Annotated in this window: 27 protein-coding genes; 17 read left to right on the top strand and 10 right to left on the bottom strand. The window is 59.1% G+C overall.

Going from position 1 to position 26,283, the window contains the following annotated elements; genetic code table 11:
* Positions 1–17: 17 nt before the first annotated feature.
* Entirely contained in the window at positions 18–1,550 is a 1,533-nt protein-coding gene (locus N7578_RS07010) for an acyl-CoA carboxylase subunit beta (protein ID WP_311109557.1), read from the bottom strand.
* A 122-nt stretch (positions 1,551–1,672) separates the two neighbouring features.
* Between N7578_RS07010 and N7578_RS07005 the strand changes: the two genes are divergently transcribed.
* Positions 1,673–3,091, top strand: coding sequence for an XRE family transcriptional regulator (locus tag N7578_RS07005; RefSeq protein ID WP_311109556.1), 1,419 nt, complete (start codon positions 1,673–1,675; stop codon positions 3,089–3,091).
* Between the two features lie 3 nt (positions 3,092–3,094).
* On the opposite strand, the gene N7578_RS07000 is transcribed toward N7578_RS07005, so the two are convergent.
* Positions 3,095–3,739, bottom strand: a complete 645-nt coding sequence (locus N7578_RS07000; protein ID WP_311109555.1) for a DNA-3-methyladenine glycosylase — start codon at positions 3,737–3,739, stop codon at positions 3,095–3,097.
* A 70-nt stretch (positions 3,740–3,809) separates the two neighbouring features.
* Here N7578_RS07000 and gluQRS point away from each other — a divergent pair, with 70 nt between their 5' ends.
* Complete coding sequence (gene gluQRS, locus N7578_RS06995) at positions 3,810–4,694, top strand: tRNA glutamyl-Q(34) synthetase GluQRS (RefSeq protein ID WP_311109554.1); 885 nt, start codon at positions 3,810–3,812, stop codon at positions 4,692–4,694.
* Here the strand turns inward: gluQRS and N7578_RS06990 are convergent.
* A complete protein-coding gene (locus N7578_RS06990) occupies positions 4,662–5,573 on the bottom strand; it encodes a YihY/virulence factor BrkB family protein (protein WP_311109553.1) in 912 nt (303 codons plus the stop codon). The two genes, gluQRS and N7578_RS06990, sit on opposite strands and share 33 nt — an antisense overlap.
* A 177-nt stretch (positions 5,574–5,750) precedes the next feature.
* On the opposite strand from N7578_RS06990, the gene N7578_RS06985 reads away from it, so the two are divergent.
* From N7578_RS06985 to N7578_RS06955, 7 genes are all read left to right on the top strand, one after another.
* Positions 5,751–6,584, top strand: coding sequence for an SDR family oxidoreductase (locus tag N7578_RS06985; RefSeq protein ID WP_311109552.1), 834 nt, complete (start codon positions 5,751–5,753; stop codon positions 6,582–6,584).
* Positions 6,585–6,602: 18 nt separating this feature from the next.
* Positions 6,603–6,800, top strand: coding sequence for a twin transmembrane helix small protein (locus N7578_RS06980; RefSeq protein ID WP_311109551.1), 198 nt, complete (start codon positions 6,603–6,605; stop codon positions 6,798–6,800).
* A gap of 1 nt (position 6,801) precedes the next feature.
* Positions 6,802–7,380, top strand: a complete 579-nt coding sequence (locus N7578_RS06975; protein WP_311109550.1) for a cob(I)yrinic acid a,c-diamide adenosyltransferase — start codon at positions 6,802–6,804, stop codon at positions 7,378–7,380.
* A 32-nt stretch (positions 7,381–7,412) separates the two neighbouring features.
* On the top strand, positions 7,413–8,183 hold the full coding sequence (locus N7578_RS06970; protein ID WP_311109549.1) for a rhomboid family intramembrane serine protease: 771 nt from the start codon (positions 7,413–7,415) through the stop codon (positions 8,181–8,183).
* 188 nt (positions 8,184–8,371) lie between these two features.
* Positions 8,372–9,118: an electron transfer flavoprotein subunit beta/FixA family protein gene (locus N7578_RS06965; protein ID WP_311109548.1), complete on the top strand. Its 747-nt coding sequence runs from the start codon at positions 8,372–8,374 to the stop codon at positions 9,116–9,118.
* Positions 9,119–9,143: 25 nt separating this feature from the next.
* Positions 9,144–10,073, top strand: a complete 930-nt coding sequence (locus N7578_RS06960; RefSeq protein WP_311109547.1) for an electron transfer flavoprotein subunit alpha/FixB family protein — start codon at positions 9,144–9,146, stop codon at positions 10,071–10,073.
* Between the two features lie 115 nt (positions 10,074–10,188).
* On the top strand, positions 10,189–11,070 hold the full coding sequence (locus tag N7578_RS06955) for a 3-hydroxybutyryl-CoA dehydrogenase (RefSeq protein ID WP_311109546.1): 882 nt from the start codon (positions 10,189–10,191) through the stop codon (positions 11,068–11,070).
* Positions 11,071–11,096: 26 nt separating this feature from the next.
* Here the strand turns inward: N7578_RS06955 and N7578_RS06950 are convergent, their stop codons facing one another.
* Entirely contained in the window at positions 11,097–12,344 is a 1,248-nt protein-coding gene (locus N7578_RS06950; protein ID WP_311109545.1) for an MgtC/SapB family protein, read from the bottom strand.
* Between the two features lie 107 nt (positions 12,345–12,451).
* On the bottom strand, positions 12,452–13,120 hold the full coding sequence (tlpA, locus tag N7578_RS06945; RefSeq protein ID WP_311109544.1) for a thiol:disulfide interchange protein TlpA: 669 nt from the start codon (positions 13,118–13,120) through the stop codon (positions 12,452–12,454).
* 24 nt (positions 13,121–13,144) lie between these two features.
* On the opposite strand from tlpA, the gene argH reads away from it, so the two are divergent.
* The 4 genes from argH to N7578_RS06925 all read left to right on the top strand — a co-directional run bounded on the left by argH (position 13,145) and on the right by N7578_RS06925 (position 18,973).
* A complete protein-coding gene (argH, locus tag N7578_RS06940) occupies positions 13,145–14,545 on the top strand; it encodes an argininosuccinate lyase (RefSeq protein WP_311109543.1) in 1,401 nt (466 codons plus the stop codon).
* 94 nt (positions 14,546–14,639) lie between these two features.
* Complete coding sequence (lptM, locus tag N7578_RS06935) at positions 14,640–14,843, top strand: LPS translocon maturation chaperone LptM (protein WP_311109542.1); 204 nt, start codon at positions 14,640–14,642, stop codon at positions 14,841–14,843.
* Positions 14,844–14,856: 13 nt separating this feature from the next.
* Positions 14,857–16,125 carry a diaminopimelate decarboxylase gene (gene lysA, locus N7578_RS06930; RefSeq protein ID WP_311109541.1) on the top strand — a complete coding sequence of 423 codons (1,269 nt, stop codon included), beginning with the start codon at positions 14,857–14,859 and terminating at the stop codon, positions 16,123–16,125.
* Positions 16,126–16,288: 163 nt separating this feature from the next.
* Positions 16,289–18,973: a TIGR02302 family protein gene (locus N7578_RS06925; protein WP_311109540.1), complete on the top strand. Its 2,685-nt coding sequence runs from the start codon at positions 16,289–16,291 to the stop codon at positions 18,971–18,973.
* Between the two features lie 222 nt (positions 18,974–19,195).
* Here the strand turns inward: N7578_RS06925 and N7578_RS06920 are convergent, their stop codons facing one another.
* Complete coding sequence (locus N7578_RS06920) at positions 19,196–20,197, bottom strand: DUF2125 domain-containing protein (RefSeq protein WP_311109539.1); 1,002 nt, start codon at positions 20,195–20,197, stop codon at positions 19,196–19,198.
* A 49-nt stretch (positions 20,198–20,246) separates the two neighbouring features.
* Between N7578_RS06920 and N7578_RS06915 the strand changes: the two genes are divergently transcribed.
* Positions 20,247–20,783: a gamma-glutamylcyclotransferase gene (locus N7578_RS06915; protein WP_311109538.1), complete on the top strand. Its 537-nt coding sequence runs from the start codon at positions 20,247–20,249 to the stop codon at positions 20,781–20,783.
* Positions 20,784–20,794: 11 nt separating this feature from the next.
* Here N7578_RS06915 and N7578_RS06910 read toward each other — a convergent pair whose 3' ends face one another.
* The 4 genes from N7578_RS06910 to ftsE form a co-directional block, all read right to left on the bottom strand.
* Positions 20,795–21,586 carry a 1-acyl-sn-glycerol-3-phosphate acyltransferase gene (locus N7578_RS06910; protein WP_311109537.1) on the bottom strand — a complete coding sequence of 264 codons (792 nt, stop codon included), beginning with the start codon at positions 21,584–21,586 and terminating at the stop codon, positions 20,795–20,797.
* A 117-nt stretch (positions 21,587–21,703) separates the two neighbouring features.
* On the bottom strand, positions 21,704–22,435 hold the full coding sequence (locus N7578_RS06905; RefSeq protein ID WP_311109536.1) for a YdcF family protein: 732 nt from the start codon (positions 22,433–22,435) through the stop codon (positions 21,704–21,706).
* A 141-nt stretch (positions 22,436–22,576) separates the two neighbouring features.
* Positions 22,577–23,584, bottom strand: coding sequence for a cell division protein FtsX (locus tag N7578_RS06900; protein ID WP_422646672.1), 1,008 nt, complete (start codon positions 23,582–23,584; stop codon positions 22,577–22,579).
* A complete protein-coding gene (gene ftsE / locus N7578_RS06895) occupies positions 23,577–24,236 on the bottom strand; it encodes a cell division ATP-binding protein FtsE (RefSeq protein ID WP_311109535.1) in 660 nt (219 codons plus the stop codon). Before ftsE ends, N7578_RS06900 begins: the two co-directional genes overlap by 8 nt.
* Before the next feature lie 200 nt (positions 24,237–24,436).
* On the opposite strand from ftsE, the gene N7578_RS06890 reads away from it, so the two are divergent.
* From N7578_RS06890 to N7578_RS06880, 3 genes are all read left to right on the top strand, one after another.
* Positions 24,437–25,108, top strand: coding sequence for a DUF3426 domain-containing protein (locus tag N7578_RS06890; RefSeq protein ID WP_311110078.1), 672 nt, complete (start codon positions 24,437–24,439; stop codon positions 25,106–25,108).
* 66 nt (positions 25,109–25,174) lie between these two features.
* Positions 25,175–25,717, top strand: a complete 543-nt coding sequence (gene hpt / locus N7578_RS06885) for a hypoxanthine phosphoribosyltransferase (protein ID WP_311109534.1) — start codon at positions 25,175–25,177, stop codon at positions 25,715–25,717.
* A 144-nt stretch (positions 25,718–25,861) separates the two neighbouring features.
* Positions 25,862–26,221 (top strand): response regulator, encoded by a 360-nt coding sequence (locus N7578_RS06880; protein ID WP_311109533.1) that lies wholly within the window; start codon positions 25,862–25,864, stop codon positions 26,219–26,221.
* The last annotated feature ends 62 nt before the right edge of the window (positions 26,222–26,283 follow it).

Genomic DNA, 26,283 nt, shown 5'->3' with positions numbered 1-26,283 from the left:
TTTAAAGGTCATTCCGTTCACAGCGGTATCGTGTCGTGTTTCTTCCACCGCGTTTCCACCTGCTTGTTGCGTAGAGCGGCGAAAGCGCGGGCGATGCGCCGGCGTGACGAATGCGGCATGATGACCTCATCGATGAAACCGCGTTCCGCCGCCACGAACGGGTTGGCGAAGCGTTCTTCGTACTCCTTAGTACGCGCCGCGATCTTGTCGGGGTCGGATAGTTCCGAACGATAGAGGATTTCGGCAGCACCCTTTGCTCCCATCACGGCGATTTCCGCCGTCGGCCACGCATAGTTCACATCCGCGCCGATGTGCTTCGACGCCATGACGTCATAAGCGCCGCCATAGGCCTTGCGGGTAATCAAGGTCACCATCGGCACCGTCGCCTCGGAATAGGCAAACAGCAGCTTTGCACCGTGCTTGATGACGCCACCATATTCCTGCGCCGTACCGGGCAGGAAGCCGGGAACATCCACCAGCGTCAGAAGCGGAATGTTGAAAGCATCGCAAAAGCGCACGAAGCGGGCGGCCTTGCGCGAACTGTCGATATCGAGACAGCCCGCCAGCACCATCGGCTGGTTTGCCACAACGCCGACCGTCTGGCCTTCGAGGCGAAGGAAACCCGTGATGATATTCTTTGCAAACGCTTCCTGAAGCTCGAAAAAATCGCCCTCGTCGGCCAGCGCGTGGATGAGTTCCTTCATGTCGTATGGCTTGTTGGAGCTGTCCGGAATCAGTGTGTCCAGACGCGCCTCAAGTCTTGCCGGATCGTCGTAAAATGGCCGAACGGGCGGCTTTTCGCGATTGTTCAGCGGCAGGAAATCAAACAGGGCGCGTACGGCTTCCAGAGCCTCGATATCGTTTTCATAGGCGCCATCGGCAACGGAGGATTTCTTCGTGTGGGTGGAGGCACCGCCCAGTTCTTCCGCTGTGACGATTTCGTTCGTCACGGTTTTCACCACATCCGGCCCGGTCACGAACATGTAGGAGGTATCGCGCACCATGAAGATGAAATCGGTCATGGCTGGCGAATAGACGGCTCCACCCGCACATGGCCCCATGATGACCGAAATCTGCGGCACGACGCCGGAAGCGATGACATTGCGCTTGAACACATCGGCATAACCGCCAAGCGAGGCGACACCTTCCTGAATGCGCGCACCGCCCGAATCGTTGAGGCCGATCACCGGCGCACCGTTGCGAACGGCCATATCCATGATCTTGCAGATCTTCTGCGCATGCGTTTCGGAGAGCGAACCGCCGAGCACTGTGAAATCCTGCGAGAAGACATAGACCTGACGACCGTTGATCGTTCCCCAGCCGGTCACGACGCCATCCCCTGCGATCTTCTGTTCGGCCATGCCGAAATCCACCGCACGGTGGGTCACGTACATGTCGTATTCCTCGAAGGACCCTTCATCCAGCAGCACGTCGATACGCTCGCGGGCCGTCAGCTTGCCCTTGGCATGTTGCGCGTCGATACGTTTCTGACCGCCCCCCATGCGCGCTTCCGCACGACGGGCTTCCAGTTGGTCGATGATGCCGGACATGTTTCCTCCACCCAATTTTCAAGGATATCAATAGCCGAGAACGCAGCCCCTAAGAAGGCTTGATCGTGCGCGTATGTGTGCCATAAATATTTGCAATATTAAAATTTGCAAAGTTGCAAAGCATGGCGACAGAAAAACTCTTCATCGGCCGCAAGGTGCGCAGCCTTCGCGAAAATGCCCGCACCACGCAGTCGCAGTTTGCCGAACGGCTTGGCATCTCGGCGAGCTACCTCAACCAGATCGAAAACAATCAGCGTCCGGTTTCGGCAAGCGTACTTGTGACATTGGTGGAAAAGTTCCAGCTCGACATGGCGGAGCTGGCAACCGGCGAAGGCGACCGGCTGGTATCTGCCGTGCGCGAGGCGCTGAAAGATCCGCTTTTCCTCAACTACGAACCGGGCATGCAGGAACTGAAGCTGATCGCCCAGAACGCGCCCGGTTTCGCCCACGCCCTGCTGCGCGCCCATCAGGCCTATCGCCAGAACAGCGAGCAATTGCTGCGGCTGGACGAAAGCCTGGGACGCGGCGTCTCGCAGGTGGAAACCACCCCTTACGAGGAGGTGCGGGATTTCTTTCATTTCGTCGACAATTATGTCGACGAGATCGACACGCTGGCCGAAAGCTTGGCGAGCGAACTGGAGATTGACGGCGGTGAAACCTACGGCATTCTGGCCGGATTCCTCCGCGACCGATACGCGATCCGTGTCGAACGGGCAGATGCGGCAGGCACGCTGATCCGCCACTTCGATGCGGGACGCAAAACACTCACGCTGAACGCCTATGCGCCGCTGCCGACCCGCAGCTTTCAGGCAGCATTGCAAATCGCCCAGCTCCACGCAGGCGCTGCGGTGGAAACCATTTTGTCGAATGCGGGTTTCCGCACGGTTGAAGCGAAGGAAATCTGTCGCATCGGGCTGCACAATTATTTCGCCGCAGCCCTCGTTCTTCCTTACGGCCTGTTCCATCGGGCCGCACAGGAATTGCGGCATGATCTGGAGCTTCTCTCCGCCCGTTTTGGCGCCAGTCTGGAACAGGTCGCCCACCGGCTCAGCACCCTGCAACGGCCCGGCCTGAAAGGTGTGCCGATCTTCTTCGCCAAGATCGACCGCGCCGGCAACATCACCAAACGCCACAGCGCCACCAAATTGCAGTTCGCCCGATTTGGCGCGGCCTGTCCGCTCTGGAACATTCATCAGGCTTTCGAAAGCTCCGACCGCATCGTCCGCCAGCTTGCCGAAACGCCAGATGGCGTGCGCTACCTTTCCATCGCCACACAGATCGAGAAGGCAAGCGCCGGTTTCGATGCCGACAGGCCGCGTTATGCCATTGCGCTCGGCTGCGAGATTTCCCATGCGGACAGCTTCGTCTACGCCGATACGCTGGAACTCGCCAATGCCTCATCCTTCAAACCCATCGGCGTCTCGTGCCGCGTCTGCGAGCGCATCGATTGCGTGCAGCGCGCCGTGCCACCGCTGAAACGCAGGCTGCATGTGGACCACCTGTCGCGCGGGCCGCTGCCTTATAGCATCGTGGATTATTGAAAATCAGGGCAACGGCGTCGCATCGCGACGCATAACGGCAGCATAATAAGCCCAGAACAGGCGGGCGGCGACGGAGCGCCATGGCGCCCAGACCTCGGCACGATCTGTGAGCCATCTGGCTTCCGGACGGTTTTCCAGCACCAGCGCATGACCAACCGCCGCCCTTAAGGCGACGTCCCCCACGGGAAAGATATCCGGATGCCCGCCGCAGAACATCAGGTAGACTTCCGCCGTCCACGGGCCGATGCCGCGTAGCGCCGTGAGTTCAGAAAGCGCATCCTTCGCATCCATCCGCGTGATGGAATAAAGATCAATCTCGCCCATCGCTACAGCCTCAGCCAACCCCTGCAACGTTCGTGCCTTCGCACCCGACAGCCCGAAACCGGCACGGATGTCCTGCGGCACGGCAAGATAGGCATCCGCAGTCACTGTTCCGGTTCCCGTCACGATGCGGCCCCAGATGGCATTGGCGCTGGCACGCGACACCATCTGCGATACGACGATATGCGCAAGACCGGCAAAGCCCGGCTCGGCAAGACGCAGTTCCAGCGGCCCGGCTTTTTCGATGATTGGGCCGAGGTTCGGATCGAGGCGGGCGAGATGCTCCAGCCCTTCGCTGATCTCGTCTGCACCCTTGATGATCTTCATATGCTTTTTCCGTCCATGCGCCCGCCTCAAGCCGGATGGCGAAGCGCTTCAAAACATGGCAGAACAAACCATGCCTTCGCCTCTCCGTCAAAAGCCCATTTATCGTTTTGCGCCAAGTCCCAATGGCCCCTTGCATCTGGGACATGCGCTTTCCGCTTTCCTCAATCACGGCATGGCGCAGAAAAACGATGGCCGTTTTCTGCTGCGGATCGAGGATATCGACCAGACACGCTGCACGCCTGCCTTAGAGCAGGCAATCTATGACGATCTCCAATGGCTTGGGCTGGAATGGGAAAAACCCGTTCGCCGCCAATCCGACCATTTCGATGAATACCGGAACGCGCTAACCCGGCTGATCGAGGCGGGGCTGGCCTACCCCGCTTTTTTGAGCCGTGGCGAGACGAAGGCCATCGTCAAGGCATATGAGGCGGATGGCAAAAGCTGGCCGCGTGATCCGGACGGCGCACCGCTTTACCCGGCCATCGACCGGGAAAGACCGGAAACCGAGCAGGCCGAACTTCTCTCATCCGGCAAACAATACGCCTGGCGGCTGGACATGGAAAAAGCCATTCGCGCTGTAGGCGAACCGTTGTTCTGGCGTGAAAGCGGCTATGGTGAGACGGGCAGAATTGCCGCTGATCCGTCCGCTTGGGGCGACGTCGTTCTGTCGCGCTCCGACGCGCCGTCGAGCTACCACCTTTCCGTCGTGCTGGACGATGCCCTGCAAGGCGTCACCCATGTGGTGCGCGGCATGGACCTGTTTTATGCCACCGCCATCCACCGCCTGTTGCAGCACTTGTTGGACCTGCCAGCACCTCTCTACCATCACCACCGGCTGGTATTGGGAACCGATGGGCGCAAGCTTTCGAAAAGCGAGGGCAGCACCGGCCTTTCAGCCTTGCGACTGGATGGAGCAACGCCCTCATATATCCGCCGCCTCGTTGGCCTCGTCTAGCTGTGGTTTGCGGCTGGAGCCGTTGATGTTGCGCCGGATGATCTGGCGGACCTTGTATTTCATCAGCGCGGCATTCACCTCCGCACCGAGCATGAAAATGACGCCGACCATATAAAGAAAAACCAGCACCACCATGACCGAAGCAAGACCGGCATAGGTGGCGGCATAATTGGCGAAGGTTGAAAGATAATAGGCGAAGATGGCCGCACCGATGGCCCAGAAAATCACCGTCAGCAGAATACCGGGCCAGACATCCCAGATACGGCGCTTGCCGGCAGGAAGCCAAAGATGCGCGGCAATTAGCCCGACGATCAGCATCACCACTGTGCCGTAAAGGCCGAGGCTCGACACGGTGTTGAGAATATCCGTCAGCCAGGGAAACCGCTGCTCGGCAAGCGATGTGGCGACCGGAACGGCCACGAGCACGAGACTGATACCGGCGAACACGACAACGGCGATCAGCACGTAAAACAGGCTGAGAAGGCGCGTCATGTACCACCAGCGGGTTTCCGAAACCCGATAGGCGCGGTTCAGCGATATCCTCAGCGCCTCGACACCGTTGGAGGCGAAATAAGCTGCCGCCAGCACCGAAACGGTCAGCAGACCGCCACGCGGTATGGTCAGCACCTGCTGCACCTGCGCGGCAAGCGGCGCGGCGATCGTTTCCGGCCATATATCGAAGATCAGATGCACCGCCGTTTCAGAAAACTGATCGGCACCGAGAAAACCCGCGAGTGCCGTGCCGAAGATCAGAAACGGGAAGAGAGCCAGCAGAATCGACAGCGCCATGTGGCTTGCCATGGCCCAGCCGTCATCCTCGGCAAAATGAAAGTAGGCATCGAAGGCAACCTTGCCTGCCAGGCGCACTGCGGCAACCATGTCACCTCCACTCATCGGCATTTCATTTGTAACTCTCTCCCGAATATGGGAAATCAGCTTCGGTTTGTACAGCGCACAAGGCCGCCATTCGGTTCCAGAAACTGAAAGGCTTTTGCGCTGGCAACATCTTTCTGCTTCCTGCCTCGGAGCAGACATCATTCGAAACGCGGAGCCTCCATGTCCGAAAAGCCCGTCATTATCATCACCGGATGCTCTTCCGGGATCGGCGCTTATTGCGCTGCTGCGCTGCATCGCGATGGGTGGCGGGTGTTTGCGACGGTCCGGCGCATCATCGATATGGCGCCGCTTGAAAATCAAGGCATCGAGACGCTCATCATGGACTACACCAAGCCGGAGACGATATCGGCTCTGGTCAAGACAGTGGCCGAGCGGACCGGCGGGCGAATCGATGCGCTGTTCAACAACGGCGCCTATGGCCAACCGGGCGCGGTAGAGGATCTGCCGGTAGACGCTTTGCGGCGGCAGTTCGAAACCAACGTCTTCGGCTGGCACGATCTGACAAAGCAGGTCATTCCCTTCATGCGCAAACGCGGCACCGGCCGCATCGTGCATTGCTCCTCCATTCTCGGGCTGGTGCCGTATCGATATCGCGGCGCCTACACCGCCTCCAAATTCGCAATCGAAGGACTTGGCGTTACATTGCGCATGGAGCTTCAGGGCAGCGGCATCCACGTCAGCCTGATAGAGCCGGGACCGATCGCCTCCAAATTCACGGCGACGGCGCTCAGCCACATCAAGGACAATATCGATCTCGAAAATTCCGCCCATGCCGTGGAATACAAACGCCAGCTTGCGCGCATGGATGGCTCCGGTCCGGTCAACCGCCACAAGCTCGGCCCCGACGCGGTCTATGCGGTGCTGAAACACGCCTTGACCGCCGCCAATCCCAAACCCCATTATCCCGTCACCGTTCCGGCCAAGCAGGGATTGCTGCTGAAACGGCTTCTGCCTGCGGGACTGTTCTACCGTCTGCTGCGCAGGTTTGATTGAGGGAGGAAGTTTTAGAAAATGTCCGGTTTCACCACCGTTCTGGCCCTGATCATCATGGGCCTCGTCGTCATCGTCCTGATACGCGGGCTGTTCAACATGCTGAAGGGGCAGGATGCAAATCGCTCCAACAAGCTGATGCAGCTTCGCCTGCTGTTGCAGGCCATCGCCATCGCGCTCATTATGCTCACGCTCTGGCTGACGGGCGGCGGGCGCTGACATGGTGAAGCTCAACAAGATCTACACCCGCACCGGCGACAAAGGCACCACGGCGCTGGTATCCGGTCCACGCCGTCTGAAGCACGATGCACGCGTCGAGGCCTATGGCACCGTCGATGAAACCAACTCGGCCATCGGCATCGCACGCCTTCACACAAAGAACATGGCAGCCCTCGACGCCATGCTTTTTCGCATCCAGAACGATCTTTTCGACCTCGGTGCCGATCTCGCCACGCCGGAAACGGATGAGCCGCCAGCATGGGAGCCGCTGCGGATCGTCGAAGCGCAGGTGACGCGACTGGAAAACGAGATCGACCAGCTCAATGCCGAACTTTCACCGCTCACCTCCTTCGTACTGCCGGGCGGCAGTGCGGCGGCGGCGCATTTGCATCTTGCCCGCACAATCTGCCGCCGGGCGGAACGGTTGATGGTGGAACTGTCGGTTACCGAAAACGAAATCGTCAGTCCCGCAGCCATCAAATATGCAAACCGGCTCTCGGATTTCCTGTTCGTCGCCGCCCGGTTTGCAAATGAGATGGGCGAGGCCGATATTCTCTGGGTTCCCGGCCAGAACAGATAAGGCCGTCAGGCGCAAAAAGCGAAGGGCATCGAATGTTCATACCGCTGCACGACGCGAATGCGCTCAAGCATATCCGCCTGCAATACGTCACCATATCGCTGATTGCTATCAATGTTCTCGTCTGGCTTTTCACCGGCGTTCTGGCCAGCGATACCCAGGCGAATGCCGCCGCCCTGGGCCTTGGCTTCATTCCAGCCGTGGTGTTCGATTATGCCTATCTGGAACCCGCCCTGCAGATCGTGCCCGATGACCTGACGGTCTTCACCTACGCATTCGTGCATCTGGATTTTTGGCATCTGGCGGGCAACATGCTGTTCCTGTGGGTGTTCGGCGACAATGTTGAAGATGCGCTCGGCCACGCCCGCTTCCTGATCTTCTATCTCGCCTGCGCAATCGCGGGTGCCCTGTTTCACGGTCTGGTCGCGCCGATGTCGGAAGGTCCGTTGATCGGCGCATCCGGTGCCGTCTCGGGCATCGTTGCCGCCTACTTCCTGCTGCACCCGAAAGTGCGGGTATGGGTACTGGTTTTCATGCGTATCCCTCTTCCCCTGCCCGCCTTTATTCCGCTGGCGCTGTGGATCGGCCAGCAATTCCTGATGCTGGTGCTCGGTCTTGAAGAAAACGTATCGTGGGGCGCGCATGTTGGTGGCATTCTGGCAGGTGCCATTCTGGTGATTTTCATGCGCAGGCGCGGCGTTCCCCTTTTTGATCGCACCATCGTGCCGCCAAGGGCGGCAGAGTTCAAGAATACGTCGCAAACGACAGGGCTGTCGCAAACCGAAGCCCGCTATGACGGGAACTGACGGCGCTACAGACAGGAGATAAAGTATTTACGTGAACGTCAACGTAAGATATGCCTGACATGCATGCGATAATGAACATTGTTCCGTTGTATTTGCGGGAAAAATGCTTATCCATGACGCCAACCTGTTTTTGGAGGTTTCGCGGGACTTCTTAATGTCTTGCGAACAGGAGTTTAAGGAAGGACGCAATGAAAATCCTCGTTCCCGTCAAACGTGTTGTTGACTACAACGTTAAGATCCGGGTGAAGGCAGATGGCTCCGGTGTCGAGCTTGCCAACGTCAAGATGTCGATGAACCCGTTCGACGAAATCTCGGTCGAGGAGGCCCTGCGCCTGAAGGAAGCCGGCAAGGCCGAAGAGGTTGTGGTCGTGTCCATCGGTCCTGCCAAGGCGGAAGAAACGCTGCGCACGGCGCTTGCCATGGGCGCGGACCGCGCCATCCTGATCGAAACAGACGAAACGGTCGAGCCGCTGGCTGTCGCAAAGCTCCTGAAGGGCGTGGTGGAAGCGGAAGCACCCGGCCTCGTCATTCTGGGCAAGCAGGCGATCGATGACGACAGCAACCAGACCGGCCAGATGCTGGCGGCTCTGCTTGGCTGGGGCCAGGGAACATTCGCCTCCAAGGTCGAGCCGTCCGATGGCAAGGTTGCCGTCACCCGTGAAGTCGATGGCGGTCTGCAGACCGTTGAGCTGAAACTTCCGGCTGTCGTCACCACCGATCTTCGCCTCAACGAGCCGCGTTACGCATCGCTGCCGAACATCATGAAGGCCAAGAAGAAGCCGCTCGACAAAAAGGCTCCGGCCGATTTCGGCGTCGACGTTGCCCCGCGCCTCAAGGTTCTGAAGACCGAGGAACCGGCTGGCCGCAAGGCGGGCGTCAAGGTTGGTTCTGTCGCGGAGCTTGTATCGAAGCTCAAGGCCGACGGCGTACTCTAAGGTTTCGGAAAAGGGAGATCATACCATGGCCATTCTTCTTCTGGCAGAACACGACAACGCGACCCTTTCCGACCAGACGGCAAAGACGCTGACGGCGGCAACCCAGATCGGCGGCGACGTCACCGTTCTGGTTGCCGGGACCAATGCCAGGGCCGCAGCCGATGCGGCGGCAAAGCTTTCCGGCGTTTCCAAGGTTCTCCTTGCCGAAGACACATCCTATGCCAACCAGCTGGCCGAGCCGCTGGCGGCACTGATCGTTTCGCTGGCAGGTTCCTACGACGTCATCCTCGCACCGGCCACCGCGTCCGCCAAGAACGTGCTGCCGCGCGTTGCCGCGCTTCTCGATGTGGCGCAGGTTTCGGAAATCATCGAAGTCGTGTCCCCGGACACCTTCAAGCGTCCGATCTATGCTGGCAACGCGATTCAGACGGTTCAGGCCACCGACGCCAAAAAGGTCATCACCGTTCGTCCGACAGCCTTTGCGGCTGCCGCGGAAGGTGGTTCGGCAGCAGTTGAAACGGTTGCGGCCGCCGCCAACCCCGGCGTTTCCTCCTTCGTATCGGATGCGCTCGCCTCGTCCGACCGTCCGGAACTGACCTCAGCCAAGATCATCATCTCTGGTGGTCGTGCGCTCGGTTCGTCGGAGAAATTCAAGGAAGTCATCCTTCCGGTCGCCGACAAGCTGGGCGCTGCCGTCGGCGCAAGCCGCGCAGCTGTCGACGCTGGCTACGCACCTAACGACTGGCAGGTTGGCCAGACCGGCAAAGTCGTCGCACCACAGCTCTATATCGCAGTGGGCATTTCCGGTGCGATCCAGCACCTGGCCGGCATGAAGGACTCGAAGGTCATCGTCGCCATCAACAAGGATGAAGAAGCGCCGATCTTCCAGGTCGCCGACTACGGCCTCGTCGCCGATCTCTTCGACGCCCTGCCGGAACTCGAAAAAGCTCTCTGATTAACTGCCCTTTGCAAAGCGGCGCGTTTTTGAAACGCGCCGCTTTCGCTTTTCCGGCGATGTGCGTAACATTGCCGCCACAACAACAGACGAATTCCTGCGAGGAGAAACGCCTATGACTGCCCCATTCAAGAATATCGGTGTCATAGGAGCCGGTCAGATGGGTTGCGGCATTGCGCATGTTTCCGCCGTCGCCGGCTACAAGGTGCACATCTTCGACCTCGCGAAGGACAGGATCGAAGCAGGTCTTGCGACTATCAATGGCAATCTTGCGCGTCAGGTTTCGCACAGCAAGATTACGGACGACGCCCGCAAGCAAGCCCTTTCGCTGATTTCCGGTTCCGATGACATCAACGATCTGGCCGCGATGGACCTCGTGATCGAGGCCGCCACAGAGAACGAAGAGATCAAGCGCAAGATCTACGCGCAGGTCTGCCCTGTGCTCAAGCCGGAAGCGCTTCTTGCAACCAACACCTCTTCCCTGTCGATCACCCGCCTTGCCTCGGCAACGGACCGTCCCGAGCAGTTCATGGGCATCCACTTCATGAACCCGGTGCCAGTGATGAAGCTGGTGGAACTGGTGCGCGGTATCGCCACCGACGAAAAAACCTTCAACGTCGCGAAGGACTATGTTCGTTCGCTCGACAAGGCGATCACCGTTGCGGAAGATTTTCCCGCCTTCATCGTCAACCGAATCCTGCTGCCGATGATCAACGAGGCGATCTACACGCTCTATGAGGGCGTCGGCTCCGTGGAAGCCATCGATACCGCCATGAAGCTTGGCGCGAACCACCCGATGGGGCCGTTGCAGCTTGCAGACTTCATCGGTCTGGACACCTGTTTGTCGATCATGCAGGTGCTGCATGACGGACTGGCCGACAGCAAATACCGCCCCTGCCCGTTGCTGGTGAAATATGTCGAAGCCGGTTGGCTTGGCCGCAAATCCGGCCGCGGCTTTTACGACTACCGCGGCGAAACGCCGGTTCCGACGCGCTGATGATATTTGGCTGAAGCCTGTACGCATCAGGCGAAAACCAGATAAGTGACCGCACCGGCACCTGTCGCCAAAACCGATGTCGCTGCCAACAGGAGCCAGTAGGCAAGCGTCCCTGCAGCCATGGCGACAAATACACGCCCGACCGCATTTACGGCCAGCGAAGCCAGGATCGCAACAGCAATGGTTTCAGACGAAACGCTTGCCCCGATTGTTCGCAATGCGCTGAGCACGGCAACATCGACATCGAACATGGCTGACAGGGTCGTTAGGACGATAAATCCGCTATTGCCGGTCCAGGATAGGAGGGCCGCATTCAATGTCCGTGTCAAACCGAAAAGCACAGCAAAAATGGCAAGTGGCCCGATGTCAAATGGGTTCCTGGTGCTGATGCCCTGATCGGGCCGCGTTTTCTGCAGCCTTATAAGGCCGGTCCCGACCGCTATGAAGGCGATTGCTGCGACGATCGTTGCTGGAGCCACAAGCACAAGAATCGTCGGAGAAAGAACGAGGATGACAGCAAGAACCCTGATTAGTGAAACGCTTGCCGCCAATGCCGCAACGCCAGCAAGCGGCCAGGCATTCTCACCGCTTTTTGTTTTTTGCCCAAAGCTGGCCGTAACTGCCGTAGATGAAACAACTGCACCGGCAAGGCCTGTAACCAAGAGGCCGCGCGTCGAGCCAAGCAAACGTACGGCAATGTAACCACAATAGGAAATTCCCGCACTGATGACGGTAAATAGCCAAATCTCCCAAGGGTTGAAGCCACCCCAGGGATCCAGTGGCCGGTCGGGGAGGATAGACAAGCCGACGGCGGTCATCACGGCAAGCACCAAAGCGGAACGAAGCTCCACCCAAGTCAACCTTTCCAGCAGGCGGTGAAGAACCTCTCGACCGGCAAGAAGACATGCAAGTCCAGCGCCAGCCGCAGCGGCTGCACGGTATTCTTCCGTCACCGCGAGCCCGCCCAGCGCAAAAACGCAAAGCGCCGCAACGACGCCGGTTACGCTGAAATCGTCATCGTGTCGCGCCTCGCGGAACTTGAACCACGTAAAGCTGAATACGAACCCCAAAAACCCTGCAGCAAAGGCGATCGGGCTGCCATGTTCGCGGGCGAGCGCACCAAAAATGCCGCCAAGCAGGCCACTTATTCCGTAGGTTCTTATCCCGGCAGTACGGCTGCCGGCCGGTGCCTCACGCTCCCTCCAGCCTCGCTCAAGACCAACAAGAAGACCGATTGCGAGAGCAAGGCCAAGACGAGGGATAAGCCCTTCCATTCCATTACCCACATAATCGAAGACGTTAGCACACTAATGCAAATTCGTCCTCAAGCAGCAACGGCGAATTTCATGTTGCGCAGGATCAAGGGCCGAGGGCATTTTCTTCATCGTGCCTTTGCTGCCGATACCAACGCCTTCGCATCCTCGCTATCCCATGCCGCCGGGCCATTCATGGCGGCAAGCAGGCAGCCATTCCCATCCATAAGCAGCGTGGCGGGCAGACCGAACGCCAGCCCTTCCTTCTTCAACACGTTGAAGACGCCCATGGAACTGTCGCGATAAAGCTTCAGCCCATCGATGTTGTATTCGTTCATGAAGGTATTCGGCTTGTCATCCGAGCCGGTGTCGATGTTGACCGCGACCACCTCGAAATTATCGCCGCCCATTTCCTTCTCGAGCGCATTGAGCGCGGGCATCTCCTCACGGCAGGGCACACACCATGTCGCCCAGAGGTTCAGAAGAACCGTCTTGCCCTTCAGATCGGCAAGCGTCAGGTCGCGGCCTTCCGGCCCCTTGAAGGAAAGCGGAACAACGCGGGGCGTATCAGTCGCCGACATCGCCGCAACCTGCCCCTTGAGGAAAGGCTTCAGAGAGGCGATTCGCGTCGCGGCCCCCTCACATAAACCGGCCTCTGCCACCGCTGCCCCTTGAACCTCGCTTCCAGACCCAATATGCCTGAACGCGACCACGCCCGCGCCGCTTAAAACACCGGCAACGGCAGCAATTGCAACCAACTTGGCGGAAGGAAGCCTCAAAGGCTTTTTGTCTGTCATCGGATACTCCAGGGCACGCACAACATGGCTGATGGTAACGACACGAAATCCTCCAACCAGATGTGGGGCGGACGCTTCGCCTCAGGCCCGTCAGCCATCATGGAAGAGATAAATGCCTCCATCGGCTTCGACAAGAAGCTTTACGCCCAGGACATCCGCGGCTCCATAGCACACGCCACCATGCTGGCGGAAAAAGGCATTATTTCGCGGGAAGATAAAGACAAGATCGTCGAAGGGCTGAACACGATATTGTCAGAGATCGAGGCAGGCACCTTCGAATTCTCGCGCAAGCTCGAAGACATTCACATGAACATCGAGGCACGGCTGGCGACGCTGATCGGCCCTGCAGCCGGTCGCCTGCACACCGCCCGCTCGCGCAACGATCAGGTTGCACTCGATTTCCGTCTGTGGGTGAAGGAAGAGCTTCAAAAGACCGAAGGCATGCTGACGGGCCTCATCGCGGCCTTCCTCGACCGCGCCGAAGAACACGCCGACACGGTGATGCCCGGATTTACCCATCTGCAGACCGCCCAGCCGGTGACCTTCGGTCATCACTGCATGGCATATGTTGAAATGTTCGGCCGTGACCGCGCCCGCGTGCGCCATGCGATCGAGCATCTGGATGAGAGCCCCATCGGTGCCGCGGCACTCGCCGGAACACCTTATCCGATCGATCGCCACATGACGGCCAAGGCGCTTGGCTTCCGTGAGCCAACGCGCAACTCCATCGACACCGTGTCCGACCGCGATTTTGCGCTGGAATTCCTGTCTATCGCCTCGATCTGCGCCACGCATCTGTCGCGTCTGGCGGAAGAAATCGTCATCTGGTCCACGCCGCAATTCGGCTTCATCCGCCTGTCGGATGCCTTCTCCACCGGCTCGTCCATCATGCCGCAGAAAAAGAACCCGGACGCGGCCGAACTGGTGCGCGCAAAGACCGGCCGCATCAACGGCTCGCTGATCGCGCTGCTGACCGTGATGAAGGGTCTGCCGCTCGCCTATTCCAAGGACATGCAGGAAGACAAGGAACAGGTCTTCGATGCCGCCGAGAGCCTGGAACTGGCGATTGCCGCCATGACCGGCATGATCCGCGATCTGGATGTGCGCAAGGACCGCATGCGCGCTGCCGCCGGTTCCGGCTATTCCACCGCCACCGATCTTGCCGACTGGCTGGTGCGCGAAGCGGGCCTGCCCTTCCGTGATGCCCACCACGTCACCGGCAATGCCGTTGCGCTGGCGGAAAAGAAAGGCTGCGATCTGGCCGACCTCTCGCTGGAAGAGCTTCAGTCGATCAATCCTGCCATCAACAAGGGTGTGTTCGACGTGCTTTCCGTTGAGGCATCGGTCGCAAGCCGCACCAGTTTCGGTGGCACCGCGCCTTCGGAAGTGAAGAAGCAGATCGCCTGGTGGCGGGGCCGCAACTGATAAGTTCGCGTTACACTGCCATCACAAGAAACAGGGTGCACAAGCGCCCTGTTTTTCGTTATCAGAGAGGCACATATTTCCTTTGGACAGGGCCATGCTTTCAAAAACCGCGCGTAATCTCATCGTTCCCATCGGCATGACGCTGGCCGTCAGCCTCGTTCTTTCCGGCTGCGGCCGAAAAGGCGATATCGATCCGCCGAGCACGCCGGTGGAGATGCGCAACAAGCGCGCCGCTGACGGCACGGAGACGAAACCGACCACAGCAGATCGCCCGTTCATTCTCGACAAGCTTCTCTGACGGACACTTACCCGTGAATCACTTTGGTTACATCGACGGTGTGCTGCACGCCGAAAACGTTCCCGTGCCGGAAATCGCAAAGGCAGTGGGTACGCCATTCTACGTCTATTCGACAGCAACGCTGGAACGCCACTACAAGGTGTTTTCGGGCGCGTTCGCGGATGTGGACACCATGGTCTGTTACGCCATGAAGGCCAACTCCAACCAGGCCGTGCTGAAGACCCTGGCGAAACTGGGGGCGGGCATTGACGTGGTATCCGGCGGCGAACTGCGCCGTGCGCTTTCGGCAGGTGTTCCGGCGAACCGCATCATGTTCTCCGGCGTGGGCAAGACCGTCGCGGAAATGGATTACGCGCTAGAAGCAGGCATCTACTGCTTCAACATCGAGTCCGAACCGGAACTGGAAGTGCTGAATCTGCGCGCCATCAAGGCGGGCAAGAAGGCACATGTCTCCTTCCGTATCAACCCGGATGTCGATGCACGCACCCATGCCAAGATTTCGACCGGCAAAAAGGAAAACAAGTTCGGCATTTCCTATGAGCGGGCGCGTGACGTCTATGCTCATGCAGCGACCCTGCCGGGCATCGACGTGACTGGCATCGACATGCATATCGGCAGCCAGATCACCGAGTTGCAGCCCTTCGAGGACGCTTTCCGGCTGTTGCGTGAACTGGTGGAAACGCTGCGCGGTGACGGTCACACGATCAGCCACGTCGACATCGGCGGCGGCCTCGGTATTCCCTACCGCGAGGACAACAATCCTCCGCCGCTGCCGGATGCCTATGCCAACATCGTCAAGAACGAACTGAAAAGCCTCAACTGCAAGATCGTCACCGAACCCGGCCGCCTGATTGTCGGCAATGCGGGTATTCTGGTCACCGAAGTCATCTATGTGAAGGATGGCGGCGAGAAGAACTTCGTGATCGTCGACGGTGCGATGAACGATCTCATCCGCCCGACGCTTTATGAAGCCTATCACGGTATCCGTCCCGTGGTGCAGCCCGCAGCCGACACGACACGTATCAAGGCCGATATTGTTGGACCGGTGTGCGAAACCGGCGACTATCTGGCGCTCGACCGCGAGATGGCCGCTCCGCAGCCGGGTGACCTGATTGCCGTCAGCTCCGCAGGTGCCTATGGCGCCGTACAGGCAGGCACCTACAACTCCCGTCTGCTGGTGCCTGAAGTGCTGGTGAAGGGCGACAAGTTCCACGTTATCCGTCCGCGCGGTACATACGAGGAGCTGATCGCGCTGGATTCCGTACCCGCATGGCTGGACTGAACAGCACTTCCCGATCACATTTGAGCGAAACTGCCTAAAAAACGGGGGTGAGCCTTTGCTTGCCCTCGTCTTCGCCACAAAGAATGTTATCTTTATCTGGATAGTGTGATTTCGCCGTTCCGGGAATGGCGTGTGACGTGGCCAGAACCGGGAGAACGGATTGATGACCACAGCCAGGCAGGACAGCAAAGGCAGGAAGCGCGTTACGAGCGCCTTTGAAAACCGGCCGGATCTAGCGCGCCGGGTCACGATCAAGCGGTTTTTCGCGAAACTCGTCATGTTTGCAGAGCGCATGGCGCCGAAAAGCCTGTGGCCGCTGACCATTGCCGCAGCGTTTTTGGCGCTGGCTTGGTTCGGTCTTTTCCGGCAGATGCCTGACTTCCTGCGCCTCGGCGTTGTTTTCCTGCTCGTCTTTACTTTCCTGGCGACGCTCCTGCCCATCATCCGGCTGCGATGGCCGACGGACGACGAGGCGTCCCGCCTTCTGGAAGAGCGCAACGGCCTTGCCCACCAGCCCGTTGGCGTGCAGGAAGACGAACCCGCCTTCGATACGCCGCTCGCCCGCGCTTTGTGGAAGGAACACCAGACCCGCATGGCCGAGCGGATCGCAGCGCTCGATGCCGGCCTGCCGAAGCCGGATATCGCCCGCCATGACCGTATGGCGCTGCGTGCCGTCCCGGCGCTGCTTCTGGCCGCGGCTTTCGGCTTTTCATTTTCAAACGGCGCAGGCACCCTATCCGACGCATTCCGTGACCAGCCGACCGCAGGGCCTGTCAATCCGGATATACGCCTCGACGCATGGGTCACCCCGCCCTCCTATACCAGCCGCGCTCCCATTTTTCTGACCGGGCGTGATGCGGCGAACCGGGAGGCGATTGCCGTACCCCAATCCTCGAAACTGACAATCCGCATGACCGGCGGTAACGGTGGGGAGGAAGTAACCTTCGAACCGGAGGCGGCAGGTGCGCTGCGGACGCTTTCTCCCGAAAGCAAGCCCGCGCAGAATGCTGTGAGCGGAGCGGAAGGACAAGCGGCGCAGGTTGCTGCACGCACTCCGGATCAACCGCTGGCGCCCCGTACCTTCCTGATGGACATTGCCGAAAGCGGCATGATTACCGCCAATGGCGAGCAATGGGTGTTCAACGTCATACCCGACCAGCCGCCGAGCATCGCCTTCGACAACATGCCGCGTCGCGCCGTCAACGGAGCGCTGGAAGTGGGGTTCACGGCCAAGGACGACTACGGCCTTAAAGAAGCGCATGCCATCATCGAGCCGCTTGATGTGGCGCAGGGTGCCACCCCGCTTTATCCGCCACCGGAATTCAAGCTGGACCTGCCACGCCAGAACAATCGCGACATCAAGGGTTTGACGAGCCGCAACCTGACCGAACATCCCATGGCCGGAAAACGCGTGCGCATCACGCTTGTCGCCACGGATGGCGCTGGCCAGACCGGTCGCAGCCCGTCGCATGAAATGATCCTGCCGGGGCGCAACTTCTCCGAACCGCTGGCGGGCGCCATCGTCGAGCAGCGGCAGATCTTCTCGCTCGACACGCGCCAGATGCCGACGGCTATCGCCTATAACGAGGCCGTCGGCATGCGCCCCGAAGAAACAATCCCCAACACGACCCATTATCTGTTGCTAAAATCCGCGCAGACGCGCATGCGACTTGCCTATAATGAGGAGATGTTGAAAGACACGGCCGATTACCTTTGGGAAATCGCCCTCGGCATCGAGGATGGCGATCTTTCGCAGGCAGAGAAACGCCTGCGCGACGCGCAGAATGCTCTTTCAGAGGCCCTGCAGCGCAATGCATCGGACGAGGAAATCGCCAAGCTGATGCAGGAACTGCGTGAAGCGATGCAGGAATTCATGAGCGAACTAGCCCAGCGCATGCAGAATGCGCCGCAATCCAACATGAACCAGCAGGCCCAGAACACCCTTCGCCAGCGCGATCTGGAAAACATGATGAACCAGATCGAGAACCTTGCCCGCTCCGGCAATCGCGATGCCGCGCAGGAAATGCTCCAGCAATTGCAGCGCATGATGAACAACCTGCAGGCAGGCAGGCCACAGCGTTCCGGCCAGCAGGGACAGCAGCAGACGAGCCAGATGCGCCAGCAGATCGACAAGCTCGGCGAGATCATGCAGCAGCAACAGAAGCTGATGGATGAAACCTTCAAGCTGGATCAGGCGCTCCGCGACCGCATGCAACGCGGCGACCCGCAGCAGAACGGCGGCGAAGGCAGCGAGCAGCAGATGGGTGAAAACGGCCAGCAGCAGCAGCAGCAAGGTCAGCAAGGTGGCCAGCAGCCAACCGACCAGATGACCGCCGAACAGTTGCGCGAGGCGCTCAAGAATCTCCGCGCGCAGCAGGATGCCCTCGGCAAACAGCTCGGCGAACTGCAGCAGGGTCTGCGCGATCTGGGCATGGAACCGGGCGAGAATTTCGGCAAGGCTCAGCAGGAAATGCAGGGCGCCGGGGAAGCACTCGGCCAGAGCCAGGGCGAACAGGCTGTCGAAGGACAGGGCAATGCGATGAATGCGCTTCGGCAGGGCGCGCAGGATATGATGGGCCAGATCATGCAGGCCATGCGCCAGCAGGGTCAGCAGCCCGGACAGGGGCAGGAAGGCATGGTCGGTCAGGGTGGCCAGAACGGCCGTGACCCGCTTGGCCGTCCGCGCTCCACCAACGGTCCAGACTTTGGCGATCAGGTCAAGGTTCCCGACGAGATAGACGTGCAGCGGGCGCGCGAAATTCTCGAAGCCATCCGCGAAAAGCTTGGCAACAACCCGCCCGGCGAGATCGAGCGGCGTTATCTGGAGCGGCTGCTGGATATCCAGTAACCCTCAGGCGAAGGATGGCGGCGGAATCGCCATCCTCGCGGTTTTTTACCAACTCAGTGTGTGAAGAAAATTTTCCCTTACGGATCGTCTGCGGGTGAACCGATCACTGAGAGCGTCTTGCGCCTCCAACAGATGCTCAAGTTACTGAACTACGTGTCCAGCCGACGTCAGGCGCGGCCGGGATGGCCGCACCTGACGATCAGTTTAATAATCACAACCGCCTCAGATCGGCGGGATTTTACCAAGAGGAATGAAGCCGCTGATGGTGGCGCGACCGCGATCGACAACCAGATCGACGGACGCCCGGTCGCCACCGCCTGCCAGCGCACCCAACAGCTTGCGGGCCGTGTCGATGGTGGACTGCAATTGCGGAAACGCCTGTTTGGCATTGTCCGACCACGCACCGAGTTTCTCGATTTCCACCTTGAACTGGCCGGAGAGATATCCTTCATTATCGAAAGAGAACGGTCCGCTGATCCGCATGGTACGGCCTTCGCCGATGTCTGCCACAACGCGGCGTAGCTCGCCGCTTGCCCCGTAAAGACCCGTCCCATCGCTGCCGTCGATCATGCCCGCCTTACCTGCAAGCGTCACATCGGCAATGGCAGAAAGGCGTGGCAGGAGCTGCGGCCAATCCTTGATGACGGTCGCGGAGTCGGTGACCGTGATGGCTCCATCCAGATCCGCACCGTTCTGGCGCAGGTGCACCTCGGTTTTCGTGGCATCGAAATTGATCGTCTGGCCCGTCACGGATGAAACAGCGTTGGCCTTCAGGCCATCGATGACCAGCGACGTGCGGTCAATCCCCTTCAGCCTGGTTGTCAGGCTCGACTGCAGGTTCTGCCATTCGGCGGAAACGCTGAGGCCATGGGCGGTGCGGATTTCGGCGGGCGAATCAAGTTCCCAAACGATATGGCCGGGATTGTAGACCTGCGCTGCCGAGCGAAGCTGCCCGAAGGATGCCGAAACGCCGTTGTTTTTGTCATCCACATTAACCCTGGAGCAAAAAAGGCCAATCCGGAACGGATAACCCCTGAATGCGATATCTCCGCATTCGCCGCTGACGCTGGCGGATTCCGTCGGCGTGATTGCGCGCAGAACAGTCTCTTTCAGCCTGTTTGCTGCATAAAACCATCCTGCCGTGTAGAGGCCTATGGCAAATAGGATGGCAAAACCAAGCCAAAGGATTTTTCTGGCTGTGCCGGATTGGCTTGACGCTGCCATATTGATCTCCGATGAATCGACTTCAGACAATTTCGATTTGGCGTGGGATATGGACGATTTTTGGGTCTTTGGCTACGGTTCGTTGATGTGGAACCCCGGCTTTGCCTTTGAAGAGAGGCAGCAGGCGCGCCTGCACGGTTATCGGCGCGCGCTCTGCATCCGTTCGAACGTCTACCGCGGCACGGATGAAAAGCCCGGCCTCGTGCTTGGACTTGAGCGTGGCGGCTCCTGCCTTGGTGTCGCGTTCCGCGTCAAGGGAAACGAATACGATCCTGTCATGGCTTATCTGCGTGAACGCGAGCTGGTCACAAACGTCTACAAGGAACGGGTGGTCAATATTGCCATGGTGGACGGCAGGCGTGGCAGTGCCGTGACCTATGTGGCCGATCCCGCCCATGACCAGTACATCGGCGGGCTTGCAGTGGCGGAAGCAGCGGCCATCGTCGCAACCGCCGTTGGCCGCTCCGGCCCGAATACGGATTACGTTTTCAACACCATCCAGCACCTGCAGGATATGGGCATCCGCGATACCGCACTTGAAACCATCGCGGCATCGGTCAGCGGTCTGGCTGTTCAGACGGTCTAGCGCCTCTGGGGTCAGGCCTTGCCCGCTTCCTTGAGTTCGGCGATGCGCTGGATCGCAGTCGGCGGCAGCGGAAGGTCGGGATTGTTGCGTGCCGTCTCCAGCAGCAACTCGTCGCTCGCCTTTTCAGTGACCTCGATCAGCTGCTTGAAAAACGCGTCTGGATCGAGGCCCGGCTGGATCGGCGGCAGGATTTTGACCTTGAAATGGCCGGGATAGCGCATGGTCGAGCGGCGGGGCCAGAAAAGCCCCGGATGCATGGCGACCGGGATGACCGGAACGTTGAGATCACGATAGAGGCGCGCAATGCCGTAGCGATATTCCGGCGGCGCGCCGGGTGGACGGCGCGTGCCTTCAGGGTAGATGATGAGTTCCCGGCCCGCAGCCATTTCTTCCTTGGCGCGCTGCAGCACCTTCAGCATGACCTTGCCGCGCGCCGCGCGATTGACCGGGATCATGCGCTGCTTCATCGCATACCATCCGAACAGCGGAATCCACAGAAGCTCCCGCTTCAGAATGTAAACCGGATCCGGAAGGTTTGGCAGAAGCGCATAGGTATCCCAGAAGGACTGATGTTTCGGCGCAAAGATACAGCCGGTTTCCGGAATATGCTCCAGCCCTTCGATCTCGAAGGTGGTACCGACGATTGTTTTCATCAGCCAGTGATTGGAACGCGCCCAATTCTTAGGAATTTCAAACGCAACCTTGCGCGGCAGGATAAAATAGATCGGCGTCAGCACGATCATGAGCACGATGAGATTGATATAGAACAGCGTATTGAAAAGAAACGAGCGCAGCTTGAGCATCAAAAGACTTCTCCGGGGCAACCGCTCCAGGAAGAATCTGACCTTGGATGCAGGATGCATGTGAACGCACGCCTACACGAAAACGAGGCCTTGCAGCAAGGCGTTTGTCCCGGTGGTCTAAGGAGATGTACTGCTCGTGCGGATCGGTGAATGGTCGGCAGCAAGCTTGCGCAGACCATCGCCCTTGCCGATGCCCGTCAGATCGCGACCGGCAGCTGCGACGAACTTCATATACTCGTAGAGCATGGTTCGGACCACATCCGGCTCTACGAACCAGTTCGTCCGGGCCAGATCGGAACTGATGACCGGATAGGCCACGAACTCGGTCTGCGGGCTGGCGCTACGCAATTCGTGCAGGCTACGGTGCATATGGTAATTGTTGGTCACCACAACGACAGAACCATAACCGTGGTCACGGATCCAGCTTGCGGCCTCGTTGGCGTTGCCGATCGTGTCCAGCGCCTTGTAGCCCATGTCGACGCAGCAGGTGAAAAGGTCGGACGATCCTTGCGTCATCTTGCGTATCTGAGTGCGGGTTGTCGTGGGGTTTACGCCCGAGATCAACAGCCGTTTACCGACACCATCGCGCAGAAGACCAACCGCCTGCTCGATCCGCAGGTAACCGCCCGTCAGAACGATGATGGCGTCGGCCTTTGCTGTCGCCGGCGGCCGCATCGAGGCGACGGAATCCGCAAACCAAAGGAAACCACCGAACAGACCGCCAAAAGCGATGACACACAGCAGGATGACGACACGGACAAAACGGCGCAAGGGACCACGGCGCGACAGCAGGCTTTTGCCTGCGCGTGGCGTGCTCGCTTGATCCTGGTCTGTCCGACTCACAAACATTCCTCATGAATACTCGCCGATTAAGGCAAGGAACAGGCATTTTGTGCCCTGCACGGCGTAAACGGCGCTCGCGAACATTCGTTCGCAAAAGCATCTTTTCGGCAGCATTCCCGATCGCGCCAACGCGCGACGCGGAATGGGTCAGGACGCCAGACCGTCACTTTTCGATGGGTCGGAACGCACCCGATCGATGTCGTCGATCGTACGGATAACGGTAATGCGCGCCGTAACGGTCGTCAAAAGAGCGATAATCATCATGGTTGCCGCAATGCCAAGGTAACCGCCCAGCCCGACCGAGAATGAGCCGAAGAGCGCACTCGCCTGATCGCTCTGTGGCGTGGCGACCGTGCTGGACTGCCAGAAGCCTGCAACAAGGAAGACAAGCGCCGCCAGTGCGCTGCCTGCCGCCGAACCCTTCAGGCTGATCTTCAGAAAATGCTTCTGGAATTCGCGCGCAACGAAACTGCTTTCAGCACCGACGAAATGCAGAACCTCGACGATATGCCTGTTGCCTGAAAGCGCGCCGCGGGTGGCAAATACCACCGTCAGCACCATCGCCGTAAACACGAGGATAAGTACGCCGACGCCAATCCCGACCGTCGTACGCGCCATCGATACAAGACGGTCAACCCATGTGCGATGATCGTCCAGAAACGCCTGCGGGATTTCCGTTTTCAGCATGTCGCGCATGGCCTGAAAATCCGGAGGATTGTTTTCGTCGATGGTAATGACCACCAGACGGGGAACCGGAAGCTCGGCGAGGTTCAGGCCTGACCCAAGCCACGGCTCGAGAAGACGCGATGTCGCAGCATCGTCCAGAATGGTGCCTTCACGCGTGCCGACGAAGGTCATTGCCAGATTGCGCGCCTTGTTCAGCGCCGCATTCATATCCAGCCCGTCTTCCGGCTTGATCTGGATGGTGATCTCGCGGGAAATCTGGCTCTGCCATGTCGCGGCCGTCGCCCGGACCATGGACACCGCCCCGAGTGTCAGACAGGCAAGGAAGGCCATGATGGCGATCACCACCATAAGCGCATTGCCCTGAATGTTGGACGGCGGCAATATCGGCGCCATGGGGCGAATGCGCATCGGCGGCCGCTTGGCGGTGTTCGTTTCCGGCGTTAGCGGTTTGCTGTTCATCTCATTCATAGATGTCGAGCCGCCCTTCGGTCAGAATCATCCGGCGCGCATTGACCTGATCCATCAGACCAAAATCGTGGGTGGCGATGACGACCGCCGTACCCAGCCGGTTGAGTTCGAGGAAAAGATTGAGCAGCCGCTTGGCCATTGGCGGGTCCACGTTACCGGTCGGCTCGTCCGCCAGCAATATTTCCGGCTGATCCATCAGCGCACGGGCAATCGCGGCACGCTGCTTCTCCCCACCGGAAAGAATCGCAGGCAGCACGTTTATGCGCTCGCCAAGACCAACCCATTTCAAAAGCTCGATCACATCGTTGCGGTAGGCGCTTTCTTCCTTGCCGCGCACCCGCAGAGGCAGCGCAACATTCTCATAGGTCGTCAGATGGTCGAGCAGACGGAAATCCTGAAAAACGATGCCGACGCGGCGGCGCAGCATCGGTAGCTCGCTGCGCGGAATGCGGGATACATCGCGGTTGAACATGCGGATATTGCCGCGTGTCGGCTGAAGTGAAAGAAGAAGCAGGCGTAGCAGCGTGGTCTTGCCCGCACCGGAAGGTCCGGTGAGAAACTGGAACGACCCTTTCGGAATATCGAAGGTCATGTCCCTGAGGATTTCGGGACCCATTCCATAGCGTAACCCGACATTTTCGAAATGGATCAACGGACTTCCAGTCTCTTTGTTTCGTGATTTCTCGCCGGTCGCGGCTCCCCGTCCGGTACTTGCCGTTTAACCCTTACCGGCAGCCAGGGCGAACCGTTTTTGCGAAGCATTAACCAATTAAATTTAAAACTTGGCAGGATTCGTTTCAATGCCCAGTTTTTACCGGGCGGAAAACCTCACCGGGGAATTATTCCATGGGTATGTTCCGTTCATCGCGCCGCCAACCGGCCTTCGACCTCGACCTCCTGATGCCTGAAGCACCGGCGCAGTCGACATCGCGTGCAGCCAGAGCCAAGCCAGAAGTGCTAGATGCGGAATTTGTCACCATCAAGGACACGTACGGTCGTCGGCACGGCAATGACAATCGCGGAGCAAACGCTCACCGGAAAAGCGCCCCAGAGGTAACCGCGGCAGCCGTCGGCTTTGCTTTCGTCGGTTGGATCGACCGGAAATTATCCCGACTTTCCGTGGATGCCTATTCGGCATTGGTGGCAGCACTGGCTGCGCTGGTTTTCATCTGTGCCGGCGGTCTTTCAGTGGTTGGTCCGGAAAACACTGCCGCTGCCGCGCCCGTCAGCCCGCTTTCAATCTCCCACGTCTCGGTTACACCACAGGATGCGGGTGGCATGGAAATCCTGCTCATCAACGGCATCGTCGAAAACAACGGTCACAATACGGAAGCCGTACCCGCCATTCGCGCCGATCTCTTCTCCGCCAAGGGCGAATTCGTCGCCAGCATGTTGATTTCCCCGCCAGTAGAGGCAATCCAGCCAGCAAATAGCCATGGTTTTGCAGCAAAACTGCGCCATCCCGGTGGAAAAACGCCGCAGATCAAGCTTTCCTTCGTAGAAGCGGGTGCGTCCGAGCGCTGACTGTGCTAACCGGTCCCGTCTTTTGACTGAACGGTAAAAGAAGCAAGACGCAGCACAGGAGAAAGAATGCCCGTCGTCCGTGGAAAAAACATCGAGCCGCTTTACACCGCCGAACAGATTGCGGAGCGCAATCGCGATATGGCGCAGCGCATCGCAAGCGGCCCGACCAAGGATCTGCTGGTCATTGCTGTCCTGAAAGGCTCCTTCATCTTCGCAGCCGATCTTATCCGTGCGCTTCACGATAGCGGCCTCGCCCCGGAAGTCGAGTTCATCACGCTGTCCAGCTATGGTGCGGGCACGGTTTCCCAAGGTGTGAAGATCGTCAAGGATATCGACAGCGCCGTAAAGGATCGCGACGTCCTGCTGATCGATGATATTCTTGAATCCGGCCGCACGCTGCGTTTCGCCAAGGAACTGCTCTATGAGCGCGGCGCGCGCAACGTTTCCATCGCCGTGCTGCTCGACAAGAAGGTTAAGCGCAAGGAAGACCTTGAGGCCGATTATGTCGGCTTCGAATGCCCCGATTATTTCGTCGTGGGTTACGGCATGGACGTGGCCTATGCATTCCGCGAACTGCCCTTCGTGGGCGTCGTGACGGGCGACGCCTGACGGCCTCGGACCTGTCCTTTTTTGGCACGATCTGGAGACGCCTCGTTAACCATCCGCCCAGCGGATGCGTGAGTGTTTACCTCTTGAAAAGATGCGCCTGCGATGTTGCTCCTGGCTGGAAATGACGCCCAGGAGCAATGGTTGATGGCAAAGATTCTGATTACCGAAGACGAGGATTCGCTGCGCTCGTTCGTTGCGCGCGCGCTCCGTCTCGACGGTCACGAGACATATGAAGCCGCTGATGGCGAACAGGGGCTGGAGAAGCTGCAGGAAACCAGTTTCGATCTTCTTCTTTCCGATATCCGCATGCCGGTCATGGATGGCATCGAGCTGGCGCACCGCGCCGCCGAGCGGTTTCCGGATATGCGCATTCTTCTAATGACGGGTTACGCAGAGCAGCGCGAACGCGCAGACGATCTTGCCGAAAAGATCGTGGACGTGGTTTCGAAGCCCTTCGCCCTGCCGGATATCCGCAAGGCAGTCGCCAGAGCGCTGGCGGCGTGAGCCACCGAAAATCTCGGTTTTGAAAAAGGCGGCCTTTAGCCGCCTTTTTGCATTGATGGACG

The organism is Agrobacterium tumefaciens (assembly GCF_031801495.1).
Taxonomy (GTDB): Bacteria; Pseudomonadota; Alphaproteobacteria; order Rhizobiales; family Rhizobiaceae; genus Agrobacterium; species Agrobacterium tumefaciens_K.
Note: the sequence above shows the minus strand (reverse complement) of the source record. Positions and strands in the feature narration are given on the sequence as shown.

Coding starts and splice junctions, on each gene's coding strand:
- N7578_RS07010 (WP_311109557.1), bottom strand. CDS start 1,550: ATGTCCGGCATCATCGACCAACTGGAAGCCCGTCGTGCGGAAGCGCGC.
- N7578_RS07005 (WP_311109556.1), top strand. CDS start 1,673: ATGGCGACAGAAAAACTCTTCATCGGCCGCAAGGTGCGCAGCCTTCGC.
- N7578_RS07000 (WP_311109555.1), bottom strand. CDS start 3,739: ATGAAGATCATCAAGGGTGCAGACGAGATCAGCGAAGGGCTGGAGCAT.
- gluQRS (WP_311109554.1), top strand. CDS start 3,810: ATGCCTTCGCCTCTCCGTCAAAAGCCCATTTATCGTTTTGCGCCAAGT.
- N7578_RS06990 (WP_311109553.1), bottom strand. CDS start 5,573: ATGGTTGCCGCAGTGCGCCTGGCAGGCAAGGTTGCCTTCGATGCCTAC.
- N7578_RS06985 (WP_311109552.1), top strand. CDS start 5,751: ATGTCCGAAAAGCCCGTCATTATCATCACCGGATGCTCTTCCGGGATC.
- N7578_RS06980 (WP_311109551.1), top strand. CDS start 6,603: ATGTCCGGTTTCACCACCGTTCTGGCCCTGATCATCATGGGCCTCGTC.
- N7578_RS06975 (WP_311109550.1), top strand. CDS start 6,802: ATGGTGAAGCTCAACAAGATCTACACCCGCACCGGCGACAAAGGCACC.
- N7578_RS06970 (WP_311109549.1), top strand. CDS start 7,413: ATGTTCATACCGCTGCACGACGCGAATGCGCTCAAGCATATCCGCCTG.
- N7578_RS06965 (WP_311109548.1), top strand. CDS start 8,372: ATGAAAATCCTCGTTCCCGTCAAACGTGTTGTTGACTACAACGTTAAG.
- N7578_RS06960 (WP_311109547.1), top strand. CDS start 9,144: ATGGCCATTCTTCTTCTGGCAGAACACGACAACGCGACCCTTTCCGAC.
- N7578_RS06955 (WP_311109546.1), top strand. CDS start 10,189: ATGACTGCCCCATTCAAGAATATCGGTGTCATAGGAGCCGGTCAGATG.
- N7578_RS06950 (WP_311109545.1), bottom strand. CDS start 12,344: ATGGAAGGGCTTATCCCTCGTCTTGGCCTTGCTCTCGCAATCGGTCTT.
- tlpA (WP_311109544.1), bottom strand. CDS start 13,120: ATGACAGACAAAAAGCCTTTGAGGCTTCCTTCCGCCAAGTTGGTTGCA.
- argH (WP_311109543.1), top strand. CDS start 13,145: ATGGCTGATGGTAACGACACGAAATCCTCCAACCAGATGTGGGGCGGA.
- lptM (WP_311109542.1), top strand. CDS start 14,640: ATGCTTTCAAAAACCGCGCGTAATCTCATCGTTCCCATCGGCATGACG.
- N7578_RS06925 (WP_311109540.1), top strand. CDS start 16,289: ATGACCACAGCCAGGCAGGACAGCAAAGGCAGGAAGCGCGTTACGAGC.
- N7578_RS06920 (WP_311109539.1), bottom strand. CDS start 20,197: ATGGCAGCGTCAAGCCAATCCGGCACAGCCAGAAAAATCCTTTGGCTT.
- N7578_RS06915 (WP_311109538.1), top strand. CDS start 20,247: ATGGACGATTTTTGGGTCTTTGGCTACGGTTCGTTGATGTGGAACCCC.
- N7578_RS06910 (WP_311109537.1), bottom strand. CDS start 21,586: ATGCTCAAGCTGCGCTCGTTTCTTTTCAATACGCTGTTCTATATCAAT.
- N7578_RS06905 (WP_311109536.1), bottom strand. CDS start 22,435: ATGTTTGTGAGTCGGACAGACCAGGATCAAGCGAGCACGCCACGCGCA.
- N7578_RS06900 (WP_422646672.1), bottom strand. CDS start 23,584: ATGAATGAGATGAACAGCAAACCGCTAACGCCGGAAACGAACACCGCC.
- N7578_RS06890 (WP_311110078.1), top strand. CDS start 24,437: ATGTTCCGTTCATCGCGCCGCCAACCGGCCTTCGACCTCGACCTCCTG.
- hpt (WP_311109534.1), top strand. CDS start 25,175: ATGCCCGTCGTCCGTGGAAAAAACATCGAGCCGCTTTACACCGCCGAA.
- N7578_RS06880 (WP_311109533.1), top strand. CDS start 25,862: ATGGCAAAGATTCTGATTACCGAAGACGAGGATTCGCTGCGCTCGTTC.